Genomic DNA, 26,467 nt, shown 5'->3' with positions numbered 1-26,467 from the left:
AAAGAAAGAGCCCCCCAAGGTCATCCCCGGAGAGCCCAATCTGTTCTTAGCACCCTCAGATGTATCAGCTTCTCCCCAGCAGTCAACAACAACCGATTCGGTTGACGGGTAAACTGCGGCCTTTTCCCTGACATTTCAGTGAGACCGGGGCTTTTCCCGACCGGTTGTCGTGAAAAATCACATGGCTTTCATCCAGGCATCCGCCCCCGTCGGGGCGCGGACCGATGGCCTGTTGTCCGCGGACAACGGCTTTCCGGCCCGTCATATCGTGATGGACACGTTGCGGCGTGCCGCGCCCCTGATGGGGCTCAAGGCGCCGGTCCTGGCAACGCTGGACGCGATGCTGTCCTGCCTGCCCCCGCAGCGCAGCCATCACACGGTCTTTGCCTCGAACCGCACCCTGTCGTTTCGGCTGAACGGGCTGACCGACCGGACCATCCGGCGCCACGTGGCGCTGTTGCAAGAGGCCGGTCTGCTGCGGCGCAAGGACAGCCCGAACGGCAAGCGGTTCACCCGGCGCAATGCGTCGGCGGGCCTGGCCCTGCGTTTCGGCTTTGACCTGGCGCCGCTGTTCGACCGGTTGCGCGAAATCGCCGGCCTGGCCGCCGAGGCCGATGCACGGGCCGAAGAGCTGGCCCATCTGCGCGGGCTGATCCAACTGCGCCTGGCCGAACGGCTGGCCGACGATCCGACCGACCCGCTTCAGGACGACATGCGCCGCGCCCTGCGCCGGCGGCTGACCCTCTCCGACTGCCGGCAGATGCTGGCCGAGTTGGGCCCCCTGCGCGTCACCGTCGAGGACACCGCGGACAATGACGATACGCCCGCAGAAGAGAAGTCCGGCAGTGACAGCCAAAATGTCCGCCACCATCATAAGTCAAATAAAGAACCTAATGATAAGACACCGCAGGTTGTCACCACGCTCTGCCTGCCCGACCTGTTGGACGCCTGTCCGGATGCAGCACAATTTGCCATGAAACCGATCCAAAGCCTGGATGACGCCGTACACCATGCCCGGATGCTGGCGCCGATGATCGGGGTCGATGATCGGACCTATGGCCAGGCTCAGGCCAGGATCGGGCCAATCGGTGTGGCCATGACGATCTGGGCCTTGACCCAGATGCATGAGCGCATCCAGTCGACCGGCGCGTATTTCCGGGCGGTGACCATTGGCAAACGGGCAGGGGATTTCGATCCGGTGCGGCTGATCCGACGGCTGGCCCGGGGCGGTGCGTTGTCCGCCGGGTAAAGATTGTCCGCGGACAATCTCGATCCCCTTGTCCATGTGTTGCCTCCGATCGGCTCGTGGCGCGACAGGGTCAAACCAAGCTGAACGCCAACATCCCGCCACTTCGCTAGCAAGATAGTAGAACAGATCTGGGGATTATCGGACACAACTGCTCACCACAATAGGCGGCGCATTTGTCGCGAAATCGGATGGAAAAGCGCCGGGCTATCTGGCTTCCAGAAACTGCCGCGACACAAGGCCATCATACCAAAACGCAAGCCAAACGTCATCCCGCCCCGGCCCATTTCCGCGCAAAACTTGTCGCCCGGACGCCACATGCCCCCCGGCAGGCCGACGATTGAAACCATCGTCACAACTGGACAATCCCGGCCTGCGCGGTAAATGTCCGCGCGACCTGCCGGCGCGGTTGCCGGACTGACAAGGGGGAGGAATGTCATGACCTTTTTCAAGATGATCACCGCCGGCGCGCTGGCGCTCGTCGCGGCCACGGCTTCGGCCGAGACCCGGGTGACCTACAAATCCGCCAAGTCGGGTTCGTCCTATTACCAGATGGGCGTCGAACTGGCCGAGGCGCTGAAGGCCGGCACCGATGGCGAGATCTCGGTCACCGTCGAGGAAAGCCAGGGCTCGGTCCAGAACCTGATGGAAGTGCGGGCGCGCGGGGCGGATTACGTCTTTACCACGCCGCCGGCGCTGGTCGGCCTGGCCCAGGGCGGCAAGGCCATGTTCGAAGGCAAGGGCGCGCCGCAATTCGACGAGATCCGCGCGCTGTTCCCGATCCCCTCGCTGACCATGCATTTCGTCATGTCCCAGGACAGTGGCGCCGAGGGCCTGTCCGACCTGGCCGGCAAGACCATCCTGCTGGGCAAGGGCTCGTTCGGGGCCAACGAAGGTGCCAAGTACATCGAGCTGTTCGGCCTGTCAGATGACGTCAAGATCGCCGATGCCGAATTGTCCAACGCCGTGAACGCGCTGAAGAACGGGCGCATCGACGGCTTTGTCACCGCCGGCTCCTTCCCCGCGCCCAATGTCGTCGAGGCCGCGGCGTCTACCCCGGTCAAGGTCCTGTCGCTGACCGACGACCAGGTCGCCGAGACCAAGCGCACGCGCACGGTGATCCCCGCCGGCACCTATGCCGGGCAGGATGCCGACATCGTCACCACCTCGCTGCCCGTCGCGGCCTTTGCGACGACGCTGATGGATGACGACACTGCCTATGAGCTGACCCGCACCTTCTGGGAACAGAAGACCGAGATGGCCGGCGTGTCGCCCTGGTGGACCGGCGTGACACCCGAGCTGATGGCCACGATCACCACGGCCTTCCACCCCGGCGCCCTGCGCTATTACGAGGAAGCCGGAATCGCGGTGCCCGCGAACTGAGCCCACCCTGACACCCACGGGCGCGGGGCCTGACCCCGCGCCGGACATTTTCGGACCATGACGACAGATACGAGACGCCGCGCCATCCAGGGCGCATGGATAGCCCTTGCCGTGGCCCTCGTGGCCTTTCACCTTGCGCTGGTGTTCTCGGGCCTGGTCCCGAACCTGGTCAGCCGGCCGTTGCACATGGCCTTCATCCTGCCCTTTGCCCTGGTCTGGCGGGCCGAGACCCCGGCCCAGCGGATGACCGGCGCCGGCCTGGCCATCCTGGGCGTGGCCGCCGCGCTCTGGGTGGCCTGGAACAGCAACAGCCTGGGTGACCAGTACGGATTCCTCGAAGGCCGGTTCCAGGTTGTCGTGGCCGTGGTCCTGCTGGGCGTTGTGCTGGAAACCGCCCGGCGCACGATCGGCTGGCCGCTGCCGCTGGTGGCCCTTCTGGCCCTGCTCTACGGGCTTTACGGCCAGCATATCCCCGGCGAGTTCGGCCATTCCGGCACACCGCTGGCCTCGTTCCTGGGCACGCTGACCATTGCCGAGGGCGGCATCTGGGGGTCGCTGACCGGCGTGTCGGTCAATGTCGTGGCCATCTTCGTCATCTTCGGCGCCGTGCTGAACGCCGGCGAGGCGGGGCAGGGGTTCATGAACCTGGCCTCGGCCGCTGCCGGCTGGTTGAAGGGCGGGGCGGCCAAGGTCTCGGTCCTGTCCTCGGCGCTCTTCGGGTCGATCTCGGGCTCGGCCTCGGCCAATGTCGCCTCGACCGGAGCGATCACCCTGCCGGCCATGACCCGGCTGGGCTATCCGAAACGCCTGGCCGCCGCGGTCGAGGCCGTGGCCTCGTCGGGCGGGCAGATCATGCCGCCGCTGATGGGGGCAGGGGCCTTTGTCATGGTCGAGCTGACGGGCGTGCCCTATACCTCGATCGTCATGGCCGCGATCCTGCCGGCCGTGCTTTACTTCCTGGCCGTCTGGGTCGGGATCAACGCCTATGCCCGGCGCTTCGACCTGCGCGCCGTGGATGCCGCCGACCGGCCCGGCATGCGCGATGTCGTGGTGACCTCGCTGTTCTTCCTGGTGCCCTTCGCCGTCTTGCTGACGGCCATGTTCGGCCTGGGCTTCACCCCCGAATATTCCGCCGCCCTGGCCATCATCGCTGCCACGGCCCTGCTGTTCTGCAATGCCGAGATGACCTTTCGGCCGCGCCAGATCGCCGAGCGCCTGACCCAGGCCGTGCTGAACTCGGCCGCCCAGGTGTCGATGATCGCGGCGATCATCCTGTGTGCCTCGATCGTCATCGGCGTGCTGTCGATCACGGGCCTTGGCGTCAAGATCACCTCGCTGATCCTCGAAGGCTCGGGCGGGCTGCTCTGGCCCTCGCTGCTGCTGACCGCCCTGGCCTGCCTGGTGCTGGGCATGGAGGTGCCGACGACCGCGGCCTATGTCATCTGTGTCTCGGTCGCCGGGCCGGCGCTGATCCAGCTGGGGCTGGACCCGCTGCAGGCCCATCTCTTTGTCTTCTGGTTCGCCCTGCTGTCGACGATCACCCCGCCGGTCTGCGGCGCGGTCTTCATCGCCGCGGGCATGATCGGGGAAAACTGGCTGAAGGTCGCGCTGACGGCCATGGCCCTGGGCGTCGGGCTTTACATCATCCCGCTGGGCATGGTGGCCAATCCCGCCCTGCTCGACCTGGCCGACCATCCCGGCGCCGCGCTGCTCGCCGGCCTGCGGCTGGCCGTCGGGCTCAGCCTGGTGTCGCTTGGCCTGATCGGCGCCCATGCCCTGCTGCTGCGGCTTGCCGCCGGGGCCGCCGGGCTGGCGGTGATCTTCGGCCATCTCTGGATCTGACCGGCGGGGTCATTCCCCCGGGTCCTGCGGCCGGGGCAGCCAGCCCGGCCCGTTGCGCTGGCGCCAGAGCGAGGGCGCCAGCCCGGTGGCCTTCCGGAATTGCGACGAGAAATGATAGGGCGAGTTGTAACCCAGCAGCCCGGCGATTTCCTTGACCGACTGGTCGGACGAGCGCAGCAGCTCGCAGGCCCGGCGGATGCGCACCTCGTCCTGGTAGCGTTTCAGCGACATGCCGGTCTGGGCGCGGAAGAGCCGGCGCAGGGTGGAATAGCTGACGCCCAGCTCTTCGGCCACCTGGTCCAGCGCATTGGGCCGGTCGGAGGTTTCCATCAGGATGCGCCGGGCCCGTTCGACCAGCCGTGACCGGCCGCGCTCGGGCGCCTGGCGCGACTGGCAGAGCTCGGCCAGCAGCTGCAGGCCCAGCGTCGACAGGGCCGGCTGGTTGCCAAGCGCGTCCTCGCGGGCGAGCCGGTGGATGCGGGCAAAGATCTCGGCCACCCGCGACCCGCCGTGCCACAGCGGCGGCGACATCGGGAACAGGCCCATTTCCATCACCCGGTCAAAGGCCGTGCCGGTGCATTCGATCCAGTTCTCGGTCCAGCCGCTGCGCGGATCGGGGGCGAACCGGTGCCAGACACCGGGATAGAGCAGGATGACGTCTCCGGCCTCTACCGCATGCTCGGCATCCATGTCCGGCGCGGCGGCCAGCTGGCCACGGCCTTCGGTGATCATCGCGAATTGATAGGCCTGCAGCGTGCGGCCCTTCTCCCAGACGAAATGGTGGTCGTCGGGGTGGCGCATCGGCGGGTAATCGGACCCGGCGGCAATGCGGGTAAAGCCCGTCGACAGGGCGGTGCAGCCCCAGCTTTGGCACAGCCGGCTTTCGGGCAGGTAGACAAAGTAATCGCCGGCCTCGGCCGCTTGCGGGGCAATCTGGCCCGTCATGTGATCAATATTTGTATCCATTAGATCATTTCCCGGAAACGATACTGCAACGCAGCGTCGAAATCGAGTGATAGCCTGTCTGCGAGGATCAATTTTTGGATGCCCTGTACCGGGCATCCGCAAGGCCCGGGGCGGGGAGCGCCGGGAAGGGAGGAAAGATGGCGCTGGATGCAGGGCAGACCACCGCCCGGACGCTGCGCGTCGGGCTGTTCGGGATCGGGCTGGCGGCCTATTGGCCGCAGTTCGACGGGTTGCAGGCCCAGTTGCAGGGTTATGTCGCCGAGGTCGAGGCCAAGCTGGCCCGGCCGGGGGTCGAGGTGATCAACCTGGGCCTGGTCGACGGGGTGGATGCCGGGGTCGAGGCCGGGCACCGCTTTCGCGAGGCCGATGTCGACATCATCTTCCTGCATGTCACGACCTATGCGCTGTCGTCGACCGTTCTGCCGGCCGTGCGCCGGGCCCGGGTGCCGGTGATCATCCTCAACCTGCAGCCGGTCGCGGCGATCGATTACGCCGCCTTCAACGCCCTGGGCGACCGGACGCGCATGACCGGGGCCTGGCTGGCCAATTGCGGCGCCTGCCCGGTGCCCGAGATCGCCAATGTCTTTGCCCGTTCGGGCATTGCCGTGCACCAGGTGACCGGCGTGCTGACCGGCGATGCCACCGCCGGTGCCGAGATCGAGGACTGGATCGAAGCCGCCCGCGTGGCCCATGTGATGGAACATTGCCGGATGGGCGTGATGGGCCATTACTACAATGGCATGCTCGACATCTATTCCGACCTGACCGCCCAGTCGGCGGCCTTTGGCACGGTGTTCGAACATGTCGAAATGGACGAGCTGGCCGCCATCCGCGCGGCCCTGCCCGACGCCGCCGTGGCCCGGGCCCGGGCGCGGATCGAGGCCGAATTCGATATCCAGCCCGATTGCGACCCGGCCGAGCTGGACCGGGCGGCGCGCACCGCCGCCGCGCTCTTCGAACTGGTCGACAGCCGCGGGCTGGGCGCGATGGCCTATTTCTTCCACTCGGTGCCCGGCCATGCCCACGAGGACATCATTGCCTCGGTCATCCTGGGCTGTTCGATGCTGACCGGCGACGGCGTGCCGGTGGCCGGCGAATACGAGATCAAGAACGCCCAGGCCATGAAGATCATGGATGCCTTCGGGGCGGGCGGCTCGTTCACCGAGTATTACGCCATCGACTATGCCGATGATGTCGTGCTGATGGGCCATGACGGGCCGGGCCATACCGGGCTGGCCCAGGGCCGGACCAAGGTCCGCCCGCTGGAGGTCTACCACGGCAAGGTCGGGCGGGGAGTGTCCGTCGAGATGTCGGTGCGCCACGGGCCGGTGACCCTGTTGTCCGTCGTCGAACGGGCCGGGCGGGTCAGCCTGCTGGTGGCCGAAGGCGACAGCGTGCCGGGGCCGATCCTGGAAATCGGCAATACCAACAGCCGCTACCGCTTCGCGGTGGGCGCGCGGGCCTTCACCGAGGCCTGGAACGCGGCCGGCCCTGCGCATCATTGCGCCGTCGGGGTCGGCCACCTGGCGGGCCGGATCGAAAAGCTGGCCCGCATCCTGAATTTGGAGGTCACGCGCGTCTGCTGACGCGCCACGTTCGGAACCAAGGGAGGACCAACATGCCCGAACTGACGAAAACGCGCCGCGCCCTGACCGGCCTTCCAGCCCTGCTGCTGGCCGGCACGGCGCCCCTGGCCGCCATGGCCCAGGACATGCCCAAGGCCCCCGAGGCCGTGGCCGCCTTTGAACCCGTCGCGGCGGGCAGTGGCGAGGGGCTGACCATCGGCTTCACCCAGCTGGCCCTGGGCGTGCCCTTCCCCGAGGCCCTGCAGCGCGGCATGGAGGAAGCCGCCGCCGAGGCCGGGGTCGAGCTGATCACCTGCGACAGCAAGCTGAACGCGGCCGAAGCGCTGAATTGCGCCCGCCAGTTCCGCACCCGCGATGTCGACGGGCTGGTGACCTTCCAGGCCGATGCGGCGGCGGCGGCCAACATCTGCGCCGAGGGGCCGCAGGTGCCGGTCATTGCCATCGACATCGAACAACAGCCCTGCCAGACGGCCTTTGTCGGCGCGGCCAATGCCTATGCCGGGCAGATCGTCGGCCACGAGCTGGGGCGGTATTTCAAGGAAAACTTCGACTGCGAACACGATGCCTGGGTGTCGCTGGAAAGCCTGGCCGTGGGCGTGGTCAACGACCTGCGGATGGATGGCATGCGCGAAGGGTTCGAAGCGGTCTGCGGGCCGGTGAAGATGGAACGCATCATCGACACCGGGGCCGGGGGCCAGGCCGACACGGCGCAGCGCCAGATGACCGACACGCTGACCGCCCTGCCGGGGGCCGACAAGGTCATCGTCGTGGGCATCAACGAGGATGTCGTGACCGGCGCGCTGGCCGCCGCGCGCAGCCAGGGCCGCACCGATGATCTCTACCTCGGCGTGCAGAATTTCGATCCGGGCAATTGCCAGATCTGGTCGGCCCCGGGCTTCGTGGCCACGGCCGCCTATTTCCCCGAGAAATACGCCCTGCTGATCCTGCCGGCGCTCATCGAGGCCATCAAGGGGGACGGCATCGCGCCGGAAATCCTGGTGCCGCACGAGGTGCTGACCCCGGCCAACATGACCGAGTTCTACCCGGAAACCTCGTGCTGAGCGACGCCGTGACCGATCCCGCCATGCAGCCCCCCGGTCCGCCCGATGGCAGCGGTGCCACACCGCCCTTCCTGTCGGTGCGCGGCATCCGCAAGTCCTTTGGCCCGGTCAAGGTGCTGCATGGCGTGGATCTCGACCTGCCCGCCGGATCCGTGACCGCCCTGCTGGGCGAGAACGGGGCGGGCAAGTCGACCTTCGTGCGCATCCTGGCCGGCGATCATCAGCCCGACGCTGGCCGCATCGCGATCGACGGCACGGCCGGGCCGCTGCGGTCGGTGGGCCAGGCCCGGGCCGCGGGCATCCGCCTGATCGCCCAGGAAATCGCCGATGCCCCGCCGCTGAGCGTGGCCGAGAACATCACCCTGGGCGCCCTGCCCAACCGCTGGGGTTTTGTGTCGCGCGGGGCCATGCGCCGGGCCGCCCGGGCGGCGCTGGATGCGCTGGGGGCCGATATCCCGCTGGAGGCGCGGGTCGGGTCGCTGCGGCTGGGTGAACGCCAGATCATCGAGATCGCCCGGGCGACCATCGGCACCTCGCGCTGCGTGATCTTCGACGAGCCGACCGCCGCGCTGTCGGATGCAGAGACACGGCGCCTGTTCGAGCTGATCGCCCACATGAAAGGGCAGGGGATCGCGATCCTCTATATCACCCACCGGCTCGATGAGGTCTTCGAGATTGCCGACCGGGTCTGCGTGCTGCGCGACGGGCGGGTGGCGCTGGATGCCGATGTCGATACCGTCGACCAGCCGCAGGTCGTGACCGCCATGGTCGGCCGGGAATTGTCGCGCGACGGGGATGCCTATCGGTTCGGGGCCACCGGCACGCCGCCGCTGATCGCCGTGCGCGGGCTGACCGGGGCCGCCTTTGCCGATGTCGATCTCGATGTCGCCCCGGGCGAGATCGTGGGCCTTTACGGCAAGATCGGATCGGGCGTGCCGGAATGTGCCGCGGCGCTCTTCGGGGCCGAGCCGCACCGGTCCGGCAGCATCCGGCTGGACGGCGAAGAGGTGTCCTTTGCCCATCCCGCCGAGGCCATCGCCCGGGGCATCGGCTTCCTGCCGCCGGAACGCAAGACCGAGGGCATCTTTGGCCCGCGCAGCACGGCCGAGAACCTGGCCGTGCCCAGCTGGTCGCGGCTGGCCCGTCGCGGGGTGATCTCGCGCAGGGCGGAAACCACGGCCTTTGCCAATTGGCACCGGGCGCTCAAGGTCCGCTCGCGCGCCGACGGGGCCGAGCTGATCACTGCCCTGTCGGGAGGCAACCAGCAGAAGGTCATGCTGGGCCGCTGGCTGGAAAACGGGTCGCGCCTGCTGTTGCTGGTCGAACCCACACGCGGCGTCGATGTCGGCGCGCGCGAGGAAATCTATGCGATCCTGCGCAGCCTGGCCCGCGAGGGCCATGGCATCCTGATCGCCTCGTCCGATTACGAGGACATCAGCCATGCCGCGACCCGGGCGGTCGTCATGGTGCGCGGGCGCGTAGTGGCGCATCTGCCGCAGGACGAGATCACGGTGGCCAACCTGACGCGGGTGGCCGGAGGAGGAACCCCCCATGCCTGACCAGACCGAAACAGCCGAGGGCCTGCCCATGCGCGACAAACGCCGCATAACCCTGCCCGAAAGCGCGGCGCTGATCCTGTTCCTGGCGCTCGAAGTCGGCTTCTTCACCCTGCAATCGCCGTACTTCCTGACCTGGGCCAACTGGGTGAACATCTTCACGGCCATGTCGATCACCGGCATCCTGGCCGCCGGAGGGACCATCCTGCTGATCGGCGGCCAGTTCGACCTGTCGGTCGGCAGCGGCATGGCCTTTGTCGCGCTCATGTTCGCCCTGGCGGCCAATGCCTGGGGCATTCCGGCGGGCATCCTGGTGGCCCTGGCCACGGGGCTGGGCATCGGCATGCTCAACGGGTTCCTGGTCACGGTGGTCGGGGTCAACGCCCTGATCACCACGCTGGGCACGCTGGCCATCTTCCGCGGGCTGGTGCTGTCGATCGGCGGCGCGTCCAGCGTGCGGGTCACCGGGTTCGACTGGGCCATCGCCCGGCCGGTGTTCGACATCCCGCTGGCCACGCTGCTTTTCGTGCTGGTCGCCGTGGTCGTCGGCATCCTTCTGGCGCGCACGGTCTTTGGCCGGACGATCTATGCCATCGGCGCCAATGACACCGCCGCCCGGCTGGTCGGCATCCGCACCCGGCGCACGCTGTTCCTGGGCTTCATGATCTCGGGCCTGTGCATGGCCCTGACCGGCCTGGTCTCGGCCTCGCAGCTGGGCTCGACATCGGGCACCACCGGGGTCGGGCTAGAACTGGCCGTCATCACGGCCATCATCCTGGGCGGCACGACCCTGAAGGGCGGCGTGGGCTCGATGTTCGGCACCGTGCTGGGCCTGTTGATCGTCGGGGTGCTGAACAACGGCATGACCCTGATGAACGTCAATTCGACCTGGCAGCAGGTGGCCGCCGGCACGCTGCTGATCCTGGCGGTGTCCTTCGACCAGGTGCGCCAGCGGTTCATCCGGGGCTAGGCCATGACCTTTACCATCGAAGACGGCGTCGCCATTGCCATGCGCGATGGCTGCACCCTGCGCGCCGACATCTGGCTGCCCGACGGCGACGGCCCCTGGCCGGTCCTGCTGCAACGCACGCCCTACCGGCGCGAGGACGTGCACGGCGCGCAATACATCTCCGCCCTGGAATACCAGGCCGCCCTGCGCCGGGGCTATGCCATCGTCGTGCAGGACACCCGCGGGCGTTTTGCCTCCGACGGCGATTTCACGCCCTTCGTCCACGAGGCCGCCGACGGGGCCGACACCATCGCCTGGCTGCGCGGGCAGGGGTTCTGCGACGGGCGGGTCGGCATGTTCGGCGCGTCCTACGTGGGGGCCACCCAGATCCTGGCGGCCATCGCCCGGCCCGAAGGACTGATGGCCATCGCGCCCCAGCTGACCACCGCGCGCCATGGCGAGACCTGGACCTGGCGCGGCGGGGCGCTGGAACTGGGCTTTGTCCTGCTGTGGGTGATCGAGGCCCTGGCCGGCCCCGACCTGGATCGCCGGGCGGCGGTGCTGGGGCCGGACCGGGCGGGCGAACTGGCCGCCCTTCTGGCCCGCATGCAGGCCGATCCCCAGGCGGCCTTTGCCGCCCTGCCGCTGGCCGGGGACGACCTGTTCGACCTGGCGCCCTACCTGCGCGGCTGGATGGACGCCGCCCGCGCCGCCGGGGCAGGGGGGGACCGAGAGCATCTCGATGCCCTGTCGCAAAGCCCGGTGGCCATGCTGGTGACCGCGGGCATCAACGACATCTTCGTCGAAGGATCGGTCGAGCTGTTCGAAACCGCCCTGGCCCGCGGGTTGGGCCGGGACCGGCTGATCCTGGGGCCCTGGTCGCATGGCAACCCCAAGGACTGGCAGGGCGAGCAATGGCATGGCTACGCCGCCTCGACGGCCTTCCTGTCCGACGCCCAGCTGGATTTCTTCGACCATGTCTTCCGGGGCGGGCCGGACGCGCCGCTGGTGCGCTACTTCCGCACCGGCACCAACGATTGGCGCAGCGCCGGGGCCTGGCCGCTGCCCGGCACCCGGCCGATGGTGCTGCATCTCGACGGGCCGGCCCTGGCCGAACGGCCGGGCACCAGCCCGCCGCGGGCGTATGTCGCCGATCCGCTGGACCCGGTGCCCACCACCGGGGGGGCAACCTTCCTGCCCGGCCTCCTGGTCGGGCGCAATTCGGGCGTGCGTGACCAACAGGCCGTCGAGGCCCGGGCCGATGTGCTGTGCTTCACCTCGGACCCGCTGCCCGAGGCCACCGAGATCACCGGGCCGGTGCGCCTGTCCTTGCAGGCCGCCACCGACGCGCCCTCGACCGACTGGACCGCGCGGCTCTGCGAAGTGCTGCCCGATGGCCGCAGCCTGGGGCTGGTCGATGGCATCCAGCGGGTCGATGGCGCGGCGGGCTCGGTCGACGTGCGGCTGGGCCACCTGGCCCATGTCTTTGCCCGGGGATCGCGCATCCGCCTGCAGGTGGCCTCGTCGAATTTCCCGCGTTTCGACCGCAACCCGCAATCGGGTGTCGCCCCGGCGCTGGCCGGCCCCGGCGACATGCGCCCGGCGCGCCAGGTGGTGCATGGCGGGCGGCTGACCCTGCCGGTTGTTCCGTCAGGGCAGGGGGGCTGAGCGGCCCCCATTCGATCAAAGGATCAAAAAGCGCTTCTCATCCGGGCCGATATTTCATATCTAAAGCAATGTCTCGCGGGGCATGGCGCGGCCCAAAGGGGTGTCCCTGCCGTGCCCCGGGCCGGAAGCGGAGCGCGCATGTCAGGGTATTTCCTCTATCATTCAATCGGTTGCTTCGAGGGCAAAGAGGCCGCCATGGCCACGGCCCTGTCCCGTTTCGCCACCGGCTGGTCGGCGATGGATGATGGTCAATGGCCCTCGGCCCTGGCGCTTCAGGGTGATTTCCTGGCCCGCTGGGCCCGTGTTATCGGCGCGGCTCCGGGCAGCCTGGCCCAGGCCGAAAGCGTCACCGGCGCGCTCTATTCCGTGCTGCGCGGCCTGCCGCAGGGCTATCTGCGCGGCGGCAAGGTGCTGATCGCCGCCGATTGCTTCCCCTCGCTGCATTTCCTGCTGGCCGAGGCCGTGGCCCGGATGGGCGGCACGCTGGTGACCGTCGCGGCCGGACCGGGCCGGGGATACGTCTCGGACGATCGCATGTTGGACGCCTGGGACGGCGACGTGCGCCTGGCCGTGCTGACCTGGGTGACCTCGACGGCCTCGCACCGGTCCGACGTGGCCCGGCTGGTCGCCCATGGGCGCGCGATGGGCAGCCTTGTCGGCGTGGACATCACCCAGGGCGTGGGCATCCGGCCCTATGATGTCGCGGCCGTCGGCGCTGATTTCTCGGTCGGCTCTTCGCTGAAATGGCTGTGCGGGGTCAGCGGTGCGGCGGTGCTGCACGCCCGGCCCGCGCTGATCGACCTGTGCCAGCCCGAGTTCCGGGGCTGGTTCTCGCAGGAGAACCCGTTCAACTGGGATCTCGACGGGTTTGCCCTGGCGCCCGATGCCCGGCGGTTCGGCAATGGCACGCCCAGCGTGCTGCCCGCCGTGGCCAGCCTGTGCGGGCTGGACTACGTGCTGGGTCGGGGCGTCGAGGCGCTGGCCGCGGAGAATGCGGCGCTGACCGGCCGGCTGGTCGCGGCGGTGCAGGGGGCGGGGCTGGAGCTGGTGTCGCCGGCCGGGGCCGAGGCCCGGGGCGGCAGCGTCATGCTGCGCCTGCCCGAGCGGATCGCGGCCGGGGCGCTGGTGGATGAGCTGCGCGCGGCGGGGCTGTTCACCGATGCGCGGGGGCAGGTGCTGCGCCTGTCGCCGGGCAACGTGACCACGGCCGACGATTGCGACCGGCTGGGCGCCGAACTGGCCCGCCGGGTCACGGGCCGCGCGCCGGCCTGATAGCGCTTGGCAGCGCTTGATTGGGCCTGACCGGGCTCGACCATTTCCAAATGATGCACCCGGCCCGTGTGCCGGGCAGGTCCGGCCGCCGGAGCCGGTGAACGGCCCCCGATGGGGCGCCGGGCATTGCCTGCGCGCGCCTGGCCGGGTATCGGCCGGCACGGGGCAGACCCTCGCGGTCTGCCCAAAACGCGATCAAACCCCTGCAATATCCCGTAAAATCCGCCCGTAAATTGGGCAGATCCGGCAAGATACTTTAGACATGAAGAAATCATTGTATGCTTTGATCAAATGATATTAGATGTTCGAAACCCGACGTCAGAATCGGATGCAGTTGACACGCATCAACCAACGGAGAGGTTCATGACCTTCAGAAACAGCCTTGTGGGGGCCGGGCTTGGCCTGGTCGCGGCGCTGCCCGCCTTTGCCCAGCAATCCGACAATGCCGTGCGCTTTGCCTATGGCCAGGCGCTGGAAAGCCCCAACCCCTATTTCACCACCCTGCGCCTGGGCGTGATCCTGGGTCGCAACGTCTGGGACACGCTGATCGTGCGCGACCTCGACAGCGGCACGTTCCAGCCGCTGCTGGCCACCGAATGGGAATGGGTCGACGACACCACGCTGGATGTCACCCTGCGCCAAGGCGTGACCTTTCACGACGGGACGACCTTCGAAGCCGATGACGTTGTCTACACGCTGAGCTATGCGGCCGACCCGGCCAACAAGATCGTGTCGCAGCAGGTGGCCAACTGGATCGAGAGCGTCGAGAAGACCGGCGATTATGCCGTGCGCATCCACACCAAGACGCCGACGCCCTCGGCCATGGAATTCCTGTCGACGCAGCTGGCGATCTTCCCCAGCGACTACTATTCCGGCCCCGCCGGCGCGACCGAGGCCGCGCTGCCCGTGGGCACCGGCCCGTTCCGCTACAGCGCCTATTCGGCCGGCGGCGAGATCGTGCTTGAGAAATTCGCCGATTACAGCGCGACCGAGGCCAAGCCCGCGGCCAGCCTGGACCGGGTGTCGATCCGCACCATCCCCGACCAGCAGACCCAGATTGCCGAGCTTCTGTCGGGCGGGCTGGACCTGACCATGGGCCTGCCCAAGGACCAGGCCGAACAGCTGGCCGCCATGCCCGGCGTGGCCGTGCAGAGCGGTGAGACCATGCGCATCGTCTTCCTGCAGATCAATGCCAGCGACGATACGCCGAACCCGGCGCTGAAGGACCTGCGCGTGCGCCGGGCGCTGAACCATGCCATCGACAAGGCCGCGATTTCCGAGAACCTGGTGGGCGAAGGGTCGAACACGATCGACACGGTCTGTTTCATCGACCAGTTCGGCTGCACCGAAGAAGGCGCCACGGCCTATGCCTTTGACCCCGACAAGGCCCGCGCCCTGCTGGCCGAGGCCGGTTATGGCGACGGGCTGACCATCCAGCTTTATGCCTACCGCGAGCGCCACATCTCGGAAGCGATCATCAACTATCTCAAGGATGTCGGTGTCACCGTCGAGCTGAACTTCATGCAGCCCGCGGCGATGCGCGATGCCATGCGGGCGCGGACGGTCGAGCTGGCCCAGAACGCCTGGGGCTCGTATTCGGTCTATGACCTGTCTGCCTCGACCCCGGTCTATTTCGGCGGCCAGCCCGATGACAACGTGCTCGACCCCGAGCTGATCTCGACGCTGGACCAGGCCGGCAAGACCATGGATGTCGACACCCGGCTGGACCTCTACAAGACCGCGCTGAGCCGGATCGCCGACGAGGCCCTGGCCGTGCCGATGTTCACCCTGCCGGTCTATTACGCCGGGGCCGAGAACCTGGATTTCCAGTCCTACCCCGACGAGATCCTGCGGTTCTGGGAATACGCCTGGAAGTGATACACTGACCGCCGGCCGGGGTGTCCATGCCCCGGCCGGCCCACCTGCACGAAAGGTCCGTTCCCATCATGCCGGTCTACCTTGCCAAGCGCCTGGGGCTTGCCCTGCTTGTCGCTTTCTGTGTCTCGATCCTGGCCTTCCTGCTGCTGCGGCTGCAGGGCAACGCGGCCAGCGCTCTGGCCGGTGAAGGTGCCAGCGCCGAGGACCTGGCCATCATCATCGAGACCTACGGGCTCGACCGGCCGCTGGTCGTGCAATATGCCTCCTGGCTGGGCAACGTGCTGCAAGGCGATTTCGGCACGTCCTATTTCTTCAAGACCCCGGTGGCCGAGCTGATCTTCGACAAGATCGGCAACACCGTGATCCTGGCCCTGCTGTCGCTGGCCATCGCCCTGGCCATCTCGATCCCGCTGGGCGTGCTGGCCGCGGTCTATTCGGGCAGCTGGATCGACCGGCTCTGCTCGCTGGTCTCGCTGATGGGCCAGGCGCTGCCCTCGTTCTTCCTGGCGCTCTGCCTGGTCATGCTCTTTGCCATCAAGCTGCGCTGGCTGCCGGCCTCGGGCGCGGACAGCTGGCGCAACTTCGTGCTGCCCTCGCTGACCCTGGGCTATTACATCACCCCGCCCTTCATGCGCCTGGTCAGGGCCGGCATGATCGACGCGCTCGGCAATGATTACGTGCGCACCGCCCGGGCCAAGGGCCTGCCCGCGCGCCGGGTGGTCCTGAAACACGCCCTGCGCAACGCGCTGGTCCCGGTCGTCGGGCTGGTCACCGTCCAGCTCGGCCTGCTGATCGGCGGGTCGGTCGTGATCGAAAGCATCTTTGCCCTCGATGGGCTGGGCTACCTGGCCTACCAGTCGATCAGCTACCGCGACTTCCCCGTGCTGCAGGCCGTCGTCCTGCTGCTGTCGGTGGTATATGTCGTGCTGACCCTGCTGTCCGACATCGTCAATGCGTGGCTCGACCCGCGCCTGCGCGCCAGCTGAGAAGGACCGGGCCCAGACATGAGCAACATGACCGACGTGACCTCCACCGCCGATACCGGCGCCGAGGCCGATGCGGCGCCCCGCGCCCCCGGCCGCTATTCCTGGGCCAGCCTCAAGGCCCATCCCTCGCTGCTGATCGGCGGTGGCATCGTGCTGCTGATGATCCTGGTGGCGCTGTTTGCGCCGCTGCTGGCGCCGCATGATCCCTATGCCCAGGACATCACCAACCGGGCGGTCCCGCCGGTCTGGTTCGACAAGGGCAGCTGGGACCACATCCTGGGCACCGACCAGCTGGGCCGCGATTACCTGTCGCGCCTGATCTACGGCGGCCGGGTGTCGCTGCTGATCGGCTTTGCGGCGGTGTCCATCGCCGGGGTGATCGGCACCGTGCTGGGCCTGCTGGGAGGCTATTTCGGCGGGCGGGTCGACATGGTCGTGACCTTCCTGACCACCATCCGCCTGTCGCTGCCCGTGATCCTCGTGGCCCTGGCCGTGGTGGCCGTTCTGGGCGGGTCGATCACCATCGTGGTCATCGTGCTGGGCCTGCTGAAATGGGACCGCTTCGCCGTCGTCGTGCGGGCCACGGCCTCGCAGATCAGCCGGCTGGATTATGTCCGCTCGGCCCAGGCCGCCGGGGCGTCGACCTTCTACATCCTGACCCGCGAGGTCCTGCCCAACCTCACGCCCCAACTGATCGTCATCGCCACGATCGAGATCGCCTCGGCCATCCTGATGGAAGCCGCGCTGTCCTTCCTGGGGCTGGGGGTGCAGCCGCCGACGCCCAGCTGGGGGCTGATGATCTCCGAGGCCAAGGGCTACATGTTCTTCTCGTTCTGGCTGATCTCGATCCCGGGCATTGCCCTGGCCACGCTGGTCTTTGCCATCAACCTCGCCGGCGACGGGCTGCGCGATCTCGTTTCTCCGGATGGAAGGGGCTGATCATGACGGCATTGTTGACGGTCAAGGACCTGCGGGTCGACATTTCCACCCGGGCGGGCCTGCTGCATGCGGTGCGGGGCATGTCCTTCGAGGTGCACGAGGGCGAGACTCTGTGCATCGTGGGCGAATCCGGCTGCGGCAAGTCGATGACCTCGCTGGCCCTGATGGACCTGCTGCCGCGCAAGGCCCGGCGCCAGGCGGCCACCCTGCAATTTGGCCAGACCGACATGACCCGGGGCCGCGGCGCGGCGGCGGTGCGGGGCAACGAGATGGCGATGATCTTCCAGGAGCCGATGACCGCCCTGAACCCGGCCTTTCCCATCGGCGACCAGATGACCGAGGCCTATATCCACCACAAGGGCGCCAGCCGGGCCGAGGCCGAGGCCCGGGCCGTCGAGATGCTGACCGAAGTGGGCATCGCCTCGCCCGAGAAACGGCTGGGCCAGTTTCCGCACCAGCTGTCGGGCGGGCTGCGCCAGCGGGTGATGATCGCCATGGCCCTGATGACCTCGCCCCGGCTGCTGATCGCCGACGAGCCGACAACGGCGCTGGACGTGACGATCCAGGCCCAGATCCTGCGGCTGCTGCGCGACCTGCAGGACCGGCTGGGCATTGCCATCATCTTCATCACCCATGACCTGGGCCTGGTCTCGCGCATCGCCGACCGGGTGGTGGTCATGTATGCCGGGGCAATGGTCGAGGAAGGCAGCGCGGCGCAGATCTTCGACGCCCCGCGCCATCCCTATACCCGCGCCCTGATCGATTGCATCCCCCAGCCGGGCAAGACCGCCCGGGGCGCCGCGCTTGGCACCATTGCCGGGGTCGTGCCCTCGCTGATCGGCGAGGTCCGGGGCTGTGCCTTCCGCAGCCGCTGCCCGCTGGCCGGGCCGGCCTGCACCGGCGACGTGCCGGTGCGCGGCGATGCCGGCGGCCACCGCTGGGTCTGCCTGGCCGATGCGCCGGTGCCCCCCGATGACAACAGGCCCAAGGCGGAGGTGCCGGCATGAGCGAGACACCGATCCTGGAAACCGTGGGCCTGCGCCGGCGCTTCCGCGTCAGCCAGGGCATCTTCAAGCCCAAGGTCACCCTGAACGCGGTCAACGGCGTCGACCTGCAGGTCCACCGGGGCGAGACCCTGGGCATCGTCGGGGAAAGCGGTTGCGGCAAGTCGACCCTGGCCCAGATGCTGCTGAACCTGCTGCCGGCCTCGGATGGCACCGTGATGTTCGATGGCCACCCGGTGGGCGACAGCCCGCGCCAGGCCTTTGCCCGGCGGGTGCAACCGATCTTTCAGGACCCGTTCTCGTCGCTCAACCCGCGCAAGACCATCCTGGACATCGTGGCCATGCCCCTGCGCGTGCATGGCATCGGCACCGCCGCCGAGCAGGAGGCCACGGCCCGGCGCCTGATGGACCGGGTCGGCCTGCCGGCGCGGTTCGCCGACCGGTTCCCCAAGGAGCTGTCGGGCGGCCAGCGCCAGCGCGTGGCCATTGCCCGGGCGCTGGTCATGCAGCCCGAAGTGGTGATCTGCGACGAGCCGACCTCGGCCCTGGACGCCTCGGTGCAGAGCCAGATCCTGAACCTGCTGATGGAGCTGAAGGCCGATTTCAACCTGACCTACGTGTTCATCTCGCACAACCTGTCGGTGGTCGAACATATCGCCGACCGGGTGGCCGTGATGTACCTGGGCCGGGTGGTCGAGCTGAACACGACCGACAGGATCTTCGACGCTCCGGGCCATCCCTATACGCGGGCGCTGCTCGATTCGGTGCTGACCGTGGCGCCGGGGCAGGGCGTGCCCCAGCTGGACCTGGGCCCGGGTTTTCCCGATCCGCTGAACCCCGCGCCGGGTTGCCCGTTCCATCCGCGCTGCCCGCTGGCCTATGATCGCTGTCGCACCGATGTGCCGCGCCCGGTGGCCGCGCGTGGTGGCGGTGCGGCCTGTCACCTGCATGATCAAGATCATGCGCCCGTTTCGCAGAAGGAAGCCGCCCTTGCCTGAGACCGCCGCCCCCGCCACCCCAGCCGGGGCCACCCGCGACGGCGCGATCGCCGCCGCGCTCGACATGCTGGACAGCGGCCGGTTCAAGGCGGACCTGGCGCGCCGGGTGGCCATGCCGACCGTCTCCCGCGAAGAGGAACACTGGCCCGAGCTGGATCGCTACCTGCGCGAGGAGATGGTGCCGCTCTATGAACGGCTGGGTTTTACCTGCGAGATCCTGCGCCACGATCCGGCGCCCGGCCCCTTCCTGCTGGCCGAGCGCATCGAAGACCCGGCCCGGCCAACGGTCCTGATGTATGGCCATGGCGACGTGGTGACGGGCATTCCCGAGCAATGGGCCGCGGGCCTCGCGCCCTTTGAGATGACCGAGCGCGACGGCCGCTGGTATGGCCGGGGCACGGCCGACAACAAGGGCCAGCATTCGGTCAACCTGGCCGCGATCGAAGCCGTCCTGGCCCGCCGGGGCAAGCTGGGGTTCAACCTGAAATACCTCGTCGAGATGGGCGAGGAATACGGCTCGCCCGCGCTCGAAGACCTCTGCCGGGCCCATCGCGACCGCCTGCGGGCCGACCTGCTGATCGCCTCGGACGGGCCGCGCATGTCGCTGGACGATCCGACGATCTTCCTGGGCTCGCGCGGGGGCGTGAACATCCATCTCGAGGTCGTGGCCCGCGAGGGCTATCACCATTCGGGCAATTGGGGCGGGCTGCTGGCCAATCCGGGGGTAGAGCTGTCGCATGCCATTGCCGCGCTGATCGGGCCGACCGGCGAATGCCTGGTGCCCGAGCTGACCCCCGGCACGATCCCCGACAATGTCCGCGCGGCGCTGAAGGATTGCCGCATCACCACCGCCGAGGGCGATCCCGACCTGGACGCATGGTGGGGCGCGCCGGGGCTGACCCAGGCCGAGCGGGTCTATGCCTGGTCGACGCTGGAAGTCATGGAAATCGAGGTCGGCAACCTGGCCAAGCCGCTGTACGCCATTCCGCCCTGGGCCCGCGCCCGGCTGCAGCTGCGCCACCCTGTCGGCGTCGACCAGGCCCAGGTCGAGCCGGCGATCCGCCGGGCGCTGGATGCCGCCGGGTTCGAGCGGGTGCAGATCGTGCCGGCGCAGGACGCGGCCTTTCCGGCCAGCCGGTCGGACCTGGACGGGCCCTGGGTGCGCTTTGTCTGCCAGTCGATGACCCGCACCGCCGGCCGCGCGCCGGTCATCCTGCCCAACCTGGGCGGGTCGCTGCCCAATGCGATCTTCACCGACGTGCTCGACCTGCCGACGATCTGGGTGCCCCATTCCTACCCCGGCTGCCGCCAGCACGGGGCCGACGAACACCTGCCCGTGTCGATCGTCCGCGAGGGGTTGGCCCTGATGGCCGGCCTGTTCTGGGACATGGGCGAAGCGGAGGTCCCATGAGCCGGCCCGACGTTGCCTTTCGTTCCATCGACCGGCGGGTGACCATCGCCGACCAGGTCTTTGACCGGCTGCGGACCGAGCTGATGCGCTGCCGGTTCGAGGCCGGCCATGTCTTTTCGATCTCGGATCTGACGGCCCAGTTCGGCGTGTCGCGCACGCCCGTGCGCGAGGCCCTGTCGCGGCTGGTGTCCGAGGGCGCGCTGCGCGACGGCACCCGGGGCGAGGTGCGCGTGCCGCCGATCGACCTGGCCGAATACCGCACCCTGTGCGACGCCCGGGCGGTGGTCGAGGGCGGGGCCACGGCGCTGGCCGCCCAGGCCGTCGGCCCTTCCGACCTGGCCCGCCTGCGCGACCTGGCGCGGGTGCACCGCCAGGCCTTTGACGCCGGCCAGATCCAGGACATGCTGGATGCCAACGCGGCCTTTCACTTTGCGGTCTACCGGGCCGGGCGCAATGCCATGCTGATCGGCATGGCCGAAACGCTCTGGCTGCGGGCCGGGCCCTATACGCGCCTGCTGGCGCGGCTGCTCGAAGACCGGATCCAGAGCGGGGTGAGCGGGCTCTATTCCAACCACCACGACCGGCTGATCGACGCGCTGGACGCGGGTGATGCCGACAAGGCCCGGGGCGAGATGATCGCCGACATCCGCTCGACGACCGACCTGTTGCTGCCCTTCTTCGAGGCGGAGGCGTGACCGGAGCTGCCGAATAGATCGAGCGAATGGGCAGAATAACAAAAGTGAATTTGATTCATGAAGTAATCCGGGGGACACTGGGGCCAACAGGACAGGGATGACATCATCATGAACAAGGTCACGAAACCCTCGGAAAACATGGCTCTGGGCGATCTGCCCCCGGCGGCCGAAGTCGATTTCGCGCGGCTGACGGATACTGCGGACTTCAAGCATCTGCTCGAGGTCATCGCCGCCCGGCGCGACGAGTTCGAAACCCTGGGCCACGTGCCGCGCGACATCATCGCGCTGATGAAACGGGCGCGGATCTTTCGGTCGGCCACGCCCACGCGGTTCGGCGGGGATGCCACCGCGCCCCACCATTTCCTGCGCATGGTCGATGCAATCGGCACGGTCGATGGATCGGCGGCCTGGGTGGCCGCATTCGGCTCGGCCAACACCTATACCGCCGCGCTGTCGGTCGAGGCGCAGGAGGTCATGTATGCCGAGGGGCCCGACCAGGTCTTTGCCGGCGGGCTGCACCCGGTGCAGGAGGCCGTGCGCGTCGATGGCGGCTATCGGGTATCGGGCCGATGGAAATTCGCCTCGGGCTGCATGGGCGCCGACTGGATCGGCGTGGGCATCGCCGGGCGCGGGCCCGAAGACGGGCCGGACGCCGTGCCGCGGGTGATGATGGCCGTGGCCCCGGCGTCCGAGGTCGAGATCCTGCAGACCTGGAACGTCAGCGGCATGCAGGGCACGGGCAGCCACGACACCACGGTGACCGACAAGTTCTATGCCGATGCCTGGATCTGCGAGCGCGGCGCCCCGGGGATCTTTGACGATCCGCTCTACCGCTACCCGGCCATGGCCTACCAGGCCCAGGTCCACGCGGCCTGCAACCTGGGCCTGGCCCGGGCGGCGATCGAGGCGGCCAAGTCGGTGTCCGGCGCGGCGCGCATCGCGGTCGGCCATTCGCGGCTGTGCGAACGGGGCTATTACCTCAACGGGCTGGCCCGGGCCGAAGCCCGGCTGCGCAGCGCGCGGGCGTTTTTCTACGAGGCGGCCGAAGAGGCCTGGGCCAGCCTGCAGGCCGGTGACCCGGTGTCGCTCGACCAGAACAACATGCTGCGGCTCAGCGCGACCGAAGCGGCGCAATCGGGGGCCGAGGTGGTCAAGGATTGCTATCGCATCGCCGGGATGGGCGTGATCCAGAAGACCAACCCGATGCAGCGCTACATGCGCGATGCCATGGTCGTGACCCAGCATGCGGCGGTGACCGAGCTGATCTGGGAACAGGCCGGGGCGGTGCTCTGCGGCCTGGATGCGCCGCGCGGCTATCCGTGAGCCCGGGCGGCGGCGGACAGGGTGACGGGCCGGACCGGGGCGCCAGCGCCCCGGCCGGCCACAAGGCGTTGCAGCGGTTCGATCTGAACCTGGTCAAGGTCTTCCTGGCCATCTGGGATGCCCGGTCGCTGACCGGGGCGGGGGCCAGCCTGGGCCTGACCCAGCCGGCGGTCAGCCATGCGCTGCGCCGGCTGCGCGATATCTATGGCGATCCGCTCTTCGTGCGGGTCGGCCACGTGATGGAGCCGACCGAGGCCGCCGGCGCCCTGCGCGGATCCTTCGATGCGGCGTTGCAACTGCTGGGCCGGACGGTCGAACAGGTGCAGAGCTTTTCGCCCGATGACAGCACGCGCATCTTCCGCGTGGCGATGACCGACACCGGCGAATTTGTCCTGTTGCCCCGCCTGCTGGCCGCGCTGGAACGGCAGGCCCCGGGGGTCGGGCTGCAGACGGTCAATGTCGATCCCGACGAGGTCGAAAGCGCCCTGCGCACCGGCCAGGCCGACATGGCCATCGGCTACCAGCCCCAGCTGGAAAGCGCGCCCTGCGACGGAGAGCGCCTGCTGACCGACCGGCTGGTCTGCCTGTTGCGGGCCGGGCATCCGGCGCTGGCCGGGCCGTTGACGGCCGAGGCCTTTGCCGCGCTGTCCTTCCTGGATGTCAGCCGCAGTGCCACGGGCCATCACATGGCCCGCGAGTTGCTGGCCAAGCAGGGCGTGCCCTATCGGGTCAAGGCCCGGCTGGAGCATTTCACCGTCCTGCCCGAGATCGTCCGGCGCACCGATTACGCGGCGATCTTTCCGCATTCGGTGCTGGTCCTGTTGCAGGGCCGGTCCGGGCTGGCCATGCGCGATCTGCCCTTCGACATTCCGGGCTACGACATCAAGATCTGGACCCACCGCCAGTTCGCTGGCGATCCCGGCATCACCTGGCTGCGCGGTCTGGTCCGGGCGGCGATCGGCGGGGCGGGCTGAGCGCGCCCCGGCCTGTTGCGGTCAGAGCGGGGCAAGCGCCGCATCGGCGGCCCGGGTCAGCCAGAGCGCATCCGACCCTTCGATGACAAAGGCCAGTTTCTCCATCCAGCGGGCGCTGGCCGCACGGTCGGCGGTAAAGATCCCGGCCGGCACGCCGGCGGCCGCGGCCGCATCGAGCAGGCCGGCAATGGCCGCGTCAAGGTCGGCCCCGTCGCCCCGGCGCGCGGCCAGGTCGACGCCCAGGTCGCCCGGCCCGATGAAGGCCAGGTCGATGCCCGGCACGGCCAGGATGGCGGCGGCGTTGTCCACGGCCTCGGCGGTTTCCAGCTGGATCGCCACGACGGTGTCGCGCCGGGCCCGGTCGAGATGGCCGGCAATGTCACGCAGGTAGCCCGCTGCCCGGCCCGGCCCGCAGCCCCGGCTGCCCTCGGGCGGGAACCGGGCTGCGGCCACCGCCCGGGCCGCGGCCTCGGGTGTCGAGACATGGGGCACCAGGATGCCCGCGGCCCCGGCATCCAGCGCCGCGGCGATGTCGCGGGGCTGGCCGCTGCGCGTGCGCACCATGGCCGGGGTTCGGCACAGTTCGGCCGCGCGCAGCATGTCGGTCAGCAGGGCGTCGGAAATCGGGCTGTGCTCGGTGTCGATGCACAGGAAGTCCGCGCCTTCCCCGCCGCAGGTCAGCTCGACGGCCACGGGCGAGGGGATGGCGATGAACGGCCCGCGCAGGGGCCTGCGGTCGAGGATGCGCGCGCGCAGGGACGGGGTGGCGGTCATGGCTGGCGCTCCTCGGGGTCGGGGGCAAAGCTCTTGCCCGGGTTCAGGATGGCATGGGGGTCCAGCGCGGCCTTGATCCGGCGCATCAGGGCGATTTCGGCCGGGCTGCGGCTGTAGCCCAGGTAATCGCGCTTGATCAGGCCGATGCCGTGTTCGGCCGACACGGTGCCGCCGAAGTCCCGGGTGACGCCGTAGACAAAGGCCTTGACGGCATCCTCGGGTTGGTTGGCCCCGGCCTCGGGCACGTTGACCACCAGGTGCAGGTTGGAATCGCCGATATGGCCATAGCTGAGCGCCCGGGCGGTTGGCCAGCGCGCGGCGATGCCGGCCTCCAGGACGGTCACGGCCTCGGCCATGCGGGCGATCGGCAGGCCGATGTCGAAGGGGATGATCGGGCCCAGGACGGTGGCATATTCCGCCGGGCTTTCGCGCACGGCCCACAGCGCGCGTTCCTCGCGCAGCGATCCGGCCAGGATGCCGTCTTCGACCAACCCGTCCTCGAAGGCCCGTTCGAACAGCGTTTCCAGCGCGCCTTGCGCCGCGCCGGGACCAAAGCCCGTGGCCTCGACGATGACATAGGCCCCGTGGCGGCCATCCAGCGGCACGCCCAGCCCGGTGCCCTCGGCCATGGTGTGAAAGAAGCTGGGCCACATGACCTCGAAGCTCGACAGCATCGGGCCAAGCGCCTGGCGTGCGGCGCCCAGCAGGGCCACCGCCGCGTCGCCGCCGGCACAGCCCAGGAAGGCCGTGGCCCGTTCGGACGGCGCCGGATGCAGGCGCAGGACACAGCGGGTGATCACGCCCAGCAGGCCCTCGGAGCCGATGAACAGCTGTTTCAGGTCGAGCCCGGCATTGTTCTTGAGCATGGCGTTCATGCCGTCGATCACCGTGCCATCGGCCAGCACGACCTCAAGCCCCAGAACGTGATCGCGGGCCATGCCGTAACGGATGACATTGTTGCCCCCGGCATTGGTGGCCAGCACCCCGCCCAGCTGACACGAGCCGCGCGCCCCGATGTCGATGCCCAGCATCAGCCCGGCATCGGCCGCCGCCCGCTGGGCGGTTTCCAGCACCAGCCCGGCGCCGGCGGTCAGGGTGCCGGCCTCGGTGTCCAGCGCTTCGATGGCGGCCATGCGCTCCAGGCTGAGCACCAGGCAGCCGGCGTCGGGATGGGCGGCGCCGGAAATGCCTGTCAGCCCGCCCTGGGGCACGACGGGCAGGCGCGCATCGTGGCAGAAGGCCAGCAGGGCAGAGACCTCGGCCGTGGTTTCGGGCCGGGCCAGGGCCAGCGGCTGGGCCGGGGGCAGGCCGGCCCAATCGTGGTGATACCGCTCGGGGATGGCCGCGCCGGTGGTGATGATCCGGTCTCCGAACCGGTCGGCCAGGCGGGTGATCAGGTCGGCGGGTGCGGTCATGGCCGGGCCCTCAGCCGCGCGGCCGGGCGGTGAACCGGCAAAGCGCCGCGCCGCAGGCCGCGCATTCGGTCTCGGCCACGTCGGTTTCGCAGCCGAAGACCATGCCCGACACCGCGCGCAGCATGCCCAGGATCGGGAAGCAGACCGGCGTGTCCGACGGGCCGTGGCCGGCGGCAAAGGGCGAATTGGCCACGGTCAACTCGATATGGTCGTCGTGGCGGGCAAAGGTCCAGCTCCCCCAGCCCAGCTGCGGCGCGGTTTCGGCGATGACGCCCAGCAGGGCGTCGCCGGCCTCGGCCCCGGCGGCGCGGTAGGTGCGGGCCGACTTGCCGCCGTTGTCGAAGACCGTGTCGGCCATGGCCTGCAGGACCTGCGGACGGATCTCGGCGGGCAGGCGGGGCAGGATGCCCATGAAGGCCTCGGGCTTGATCATCATGTAGCGGGCCTCGCCATCGTGGAAGGCGCCGGTGTCGGGCGAATAGGTCAGCCTGTCGCGGAAGCTCATGTGGCTCTCCTGGGGGTCTGGAAGGGGCGGGAAGGG

22 protein-coding genes are annotated in these 26,467 nt (G+C 68.9%); 18 read left to right on the top strand and 4 right to left on the bottom strand.

Translation table 11 applies throughout. From position 1 onward, the window contains the following. Positions 1 to 181 precede the first annotated feature (181 nt). From repC to ACK3BB_RS24340, 3 genes are all read left to right on the top strand, one after another. A complete protein-coding gene (gene repC / locus ACK3BB_RS24350) occupies positions 182 to 1,249 on the top strand; it encodes a plasmid replication protein RepC (protein ID WP_428929308.1) in 1,068 nt (355 codons plus the stop codon). Positions 1,250 to 1,684: 435 nt separating this feature from the next. Continuing rightward, on the top strand, positions 1,685 to 2,629 hold the full coding sequence (locus ACK3BB_RS24345) for a TAXI family TRAP transporter solute-binding subunit (protein WP_428929307.1): 945 nt from the start codon (positions 1,685 to 1,687) through the stop codon (positions 2,627 to 2,629). Positions 2,630 to 2,686: 57 nt separating this feature from the next. Then, positions 2,687 to 4,471 carry a TRAP transporter permease gene (locus tag ACK3BB_RS24340; protein WP_428929306.1) on the top strand — a complete coding sequence of 595 codons (1,785 nt, stop codon included), beginning with the start codon at positions 2,687 to 2,689 and terminating at the stop codon, positions 4,469 to 4,471. Between the two features lie 9 nt (positions 4,472 to 4,480). Here the strand turns inward: ACK3BB_RS24340 and ACK3BB_RS24335 are convergent, their stop codons facing one another. Further along, positions 4,481 to 5,437 (bottom strand): helix-turn-helix domain-containing protein, encoded by a 957-nt coding sequence (locus ACK3BB_RS24335; RefSeq protein ID WP_428929305.1) that lies wholly within the window; start codon positions 5,435 to 5,437, stop codon positions 4,481 to 4,483. 137 nt (positions 5,438 to 5,574) lie between these two features. Between ACK3BB_RS24335 and ACK3BB_RS24330 the strand changes: the two genes are divergently transcribed. The 15 genes from ACK3BB_RS24330 (at position 5,575) to ACK3BB_RS24260 (ending at position 23,737) form a co-directional block, all read left to right on the top strand. Continuing rightward, on the top strand, positions 5,575 to 7,023 hold the full coding sequence (locus ACK3BB_RS24330) for an arabinose isomerase (protein WP_428929304.1): 1,449 nt from the start codon (positions 5,575 to 5,577) through the stop codon (positions 7,021 to 7,023). A gap of 32 nt (positions 7,024 to 7,055) precedes the next feature. Beyond that, a complete protein-coding gene (locus ACK3BB_RS24325; RefSeq protein WP_428929303.1) occupies positions 7,056 to 8,084 on the top strand; it encodes a sugar ABC transporter substrate-binding protein in 1,029 nt (342 codons plus the stop codon). Beyond that, entirely contained in the window at positions 8,078 to 9,643 is a 1,566-nt protein-coding gene (locus tag ACK3BB_RS24320) for a sugar ABC transporter ATP-binding protein (RefSeq protein WP_428929302.1), read from the top strand. Before ACK3BB_RS24325 ends, ACK3BB_RS24320 begins: the two co-directional genes overlap by 7 nt. Further along, positions 9,636 to 10,610, top strand: coding sequence for an ABC transporter permease (locus tag ACK3BB_RS24315; RefSeq protein ID WP_428929301.1), 975 nt, complete (start codon positions 9,636 to 9,638; stop codon positions 10,608 to 10,610). The genes ACK3BB_RS24320 and ACK3BB_RS24315 overlap by 8 nt, the downstream gene beginning before the upstream one ends. 3 nt (positions 10,611 to 10,613) lie before the next feature. Further along, a complete protein-coding gene (locus ACK3BB_RS24310; RefSeq protein WP_428929300.1) occupies positions 10,614 to 12,257 on the top strand; it encodes a CocE/NonD family hydrolase in 1,644 nt (547 codons plus the stop codon). Between the two features lie 195 nt (positions 12,258 to 12,452). Next, positions 12,453 to 13,529, top strand: coding sequence for an aminotransferase class V-fold PLP-dependent enzyme (locus ACK3BB_RS24305; RefSeq protein ID WP_428929299.1), 1,077 nt, complete (start codon positions 12,453 to 12,455; stop codon positions 13,527 to 13,529). A 363-nt stretch (positions 13,530 to 13,892) separates the two neighbouring features. Further along, entirely contained in the window at positions 13,893 to 15,407 is a 1,515-nt protein-coding gene (locus ACK3BB_RS24300; protein ID WP_428929298.1) for an ABC transporter substrate-binding protein, read from the top strand. A gap of 68 nt (positions 15,408 to 15,475) precedes the next feature. Then, complete coding sequence (locus tag ACK3BB_RS24295; RefSeq protein WP_428929297.1) at positions 15,476 to 16,393, top strand: ABC transporter permease; 918 nt, start codon at positions 15,476 to 15,478, stop codon at positions 16,391 to 16,393. An 18-nt stretch (positions 16,394 to 16,411) separates the two neighbouring features. Continuing rightward, entirely contained in the window at positions 16,412 to 17,332 is a 921-nt protein-coding gene (locus ACK3BB_RS24290) for an ABC transporter permease (RefSeq protein ID WP_428929296.1), read from the top strand. Positions 17,333 to 17,334: 2 nt separating this feature from the next. Further along, positions 17,335 to 18,339 carry an ABC transporter ATP-binding protein gene (locus ACK3BB_RS24285; RefSeq protein ID WP_428929295.1) on the top strand — a complete coding sequence of 335 codons (1,005 nt, stop codon included), beginning with the start codon at positions 17,335 to 17,337 and terminating at the stop codon, positions 18,337 to 18,339. Beyond that, entirely contained in the window at positions 18,336 to 19,334 is a 999-nt protein-coding gene (locus tag ACK3BB_RS24280) for an ABC transporter ATP-binding protein (RefSeq protein WP_428929294.1), read from the top strand. Before ACK3BB_RS24285 ends, ACK3BB_RS24280 begins: the two co-directional genes overlap by 4 nt. After that, entirely contained in the window at positions 19,327 to 20,745 is a 1,419-nt protein-coding gene (locus ACK3BB_RS24275) for a M20 family metallopeptidase (protein ID WP_428929293.1), read from the top strand. The genes ACK3BB_RS24280 and ACK3BB_RS24275 overlap by 8 nt, the downstream gene beginning before the upstream one ends. After that, positions 20,742 to 21,440: a GntR family transcriptional regulator gene (locus ACK3BB_RS24270; protein WP_428929292.1), complete on the top strand. Its 699-nt coding sequence runs from the start codon at positions 20,742 to 20,744 to the stop codon at positions 21,438 to 21,440. Before ACK3BB_RS24275 ends, ACK3BB_RS24270 begins: the two co-directional genes overlap by 4 nt. Before the next feature lie 108 nt (positions 21,441 to 21,548). Continuing rightward, the gene (locus ACK3BB_RS24265; RefSeq protein WP_428929291.1) at positions 21,549 to 22,763 is read left to right on the top strand and encodes an acyl-CoA dehydrogenase family protein; all 1,215 of its coding nucleotides are present in this window, start codon (positions 21,549 to 21,551) and stop codon (positions 22,761 to 22,763) included. After that, entirely contained in the window at positions 22,760 to 23,737 is a 978-nt protein-coding gene (locus tag ACK3BB_RS24260; protein ID WP_428929290.1) for a LysR family transcriptional regulator, read from the top strand. The genes ACK3BB_RS24265 and ACK3BB_RS24260 overlap by 4 nt, the downstream gene beginning before the upstream one ends. 21 nt (positions 23,738 to 23,758) lie before the next feature. Here the strand turns inward: ACK3BB_RS24260 and ACK3BB_RS24255 are convergent, their stop codons facing one another. The 3 genes from ACK3BB_RS24255 to ACK3BB_RS24245 are packed head-to-tail and all read right to left on the bottom strand — an operon-like array spanning position 23,759 to position 26,431. Continuing rightward, positions 23,759 to 24,511 (bottom strand): HpcH/HpaI aldolase family protein, encoded by a 753-nt coding sequence (locus ACK3BB_RS24255; RefSeq protein ID WP_428929289.1) that lies wholly within the window; start codon positions 24,509 to 24,511, stop codon positions 23,759 to 23,761. Then, positions 24,508 to 25,926 (bottom strand): FAD-binding oxidoreductase, encoded by a 1,419-nt coding sequence (locus ACK3BB_RS24250; protein ID WP_428929288.1) that lies wholly within the window; start codon positions 25,924 to 25,926, stop codon positions 24,508 to 24,510. Before ACK3BB_RS24250 ends, ACK3BB_RS24255 begins: the two co-directional genes overlap by 4 nt. Before the next feature lie 10 nt (positions 25,927 to 25,936). Next, positions 25,937 to 26,431 carry a V4R domain-containing protein gene (locus ACK3BB_RS24245; protein ID WP_428929287.1) on the bottom strand — a complete coding sequence of 165 codons (495 nt, stop codon included), beginning with the start codon at positions 26,429 to 26,431 and terminating at the stop codon, positions 25,937 to 25,939. Positions 26,432 to 26,467 lie beyond the last annotated feature (36 nt).

Source organism: Marinibacterium sp. SX1, assembly GCF_050389775.1.
Taxonomy (GTDB): Bacteria; Pseudomonadota; Alphaproteobacteria; order Rhodobacterales; family Rhodobacteraceae; genus Marinibacterium.
The sequence above is the reverse complement of the archived record's forward strand: the minus strand, read 5'-3'. Positions and strand labels throughout refer to the sequence as shown.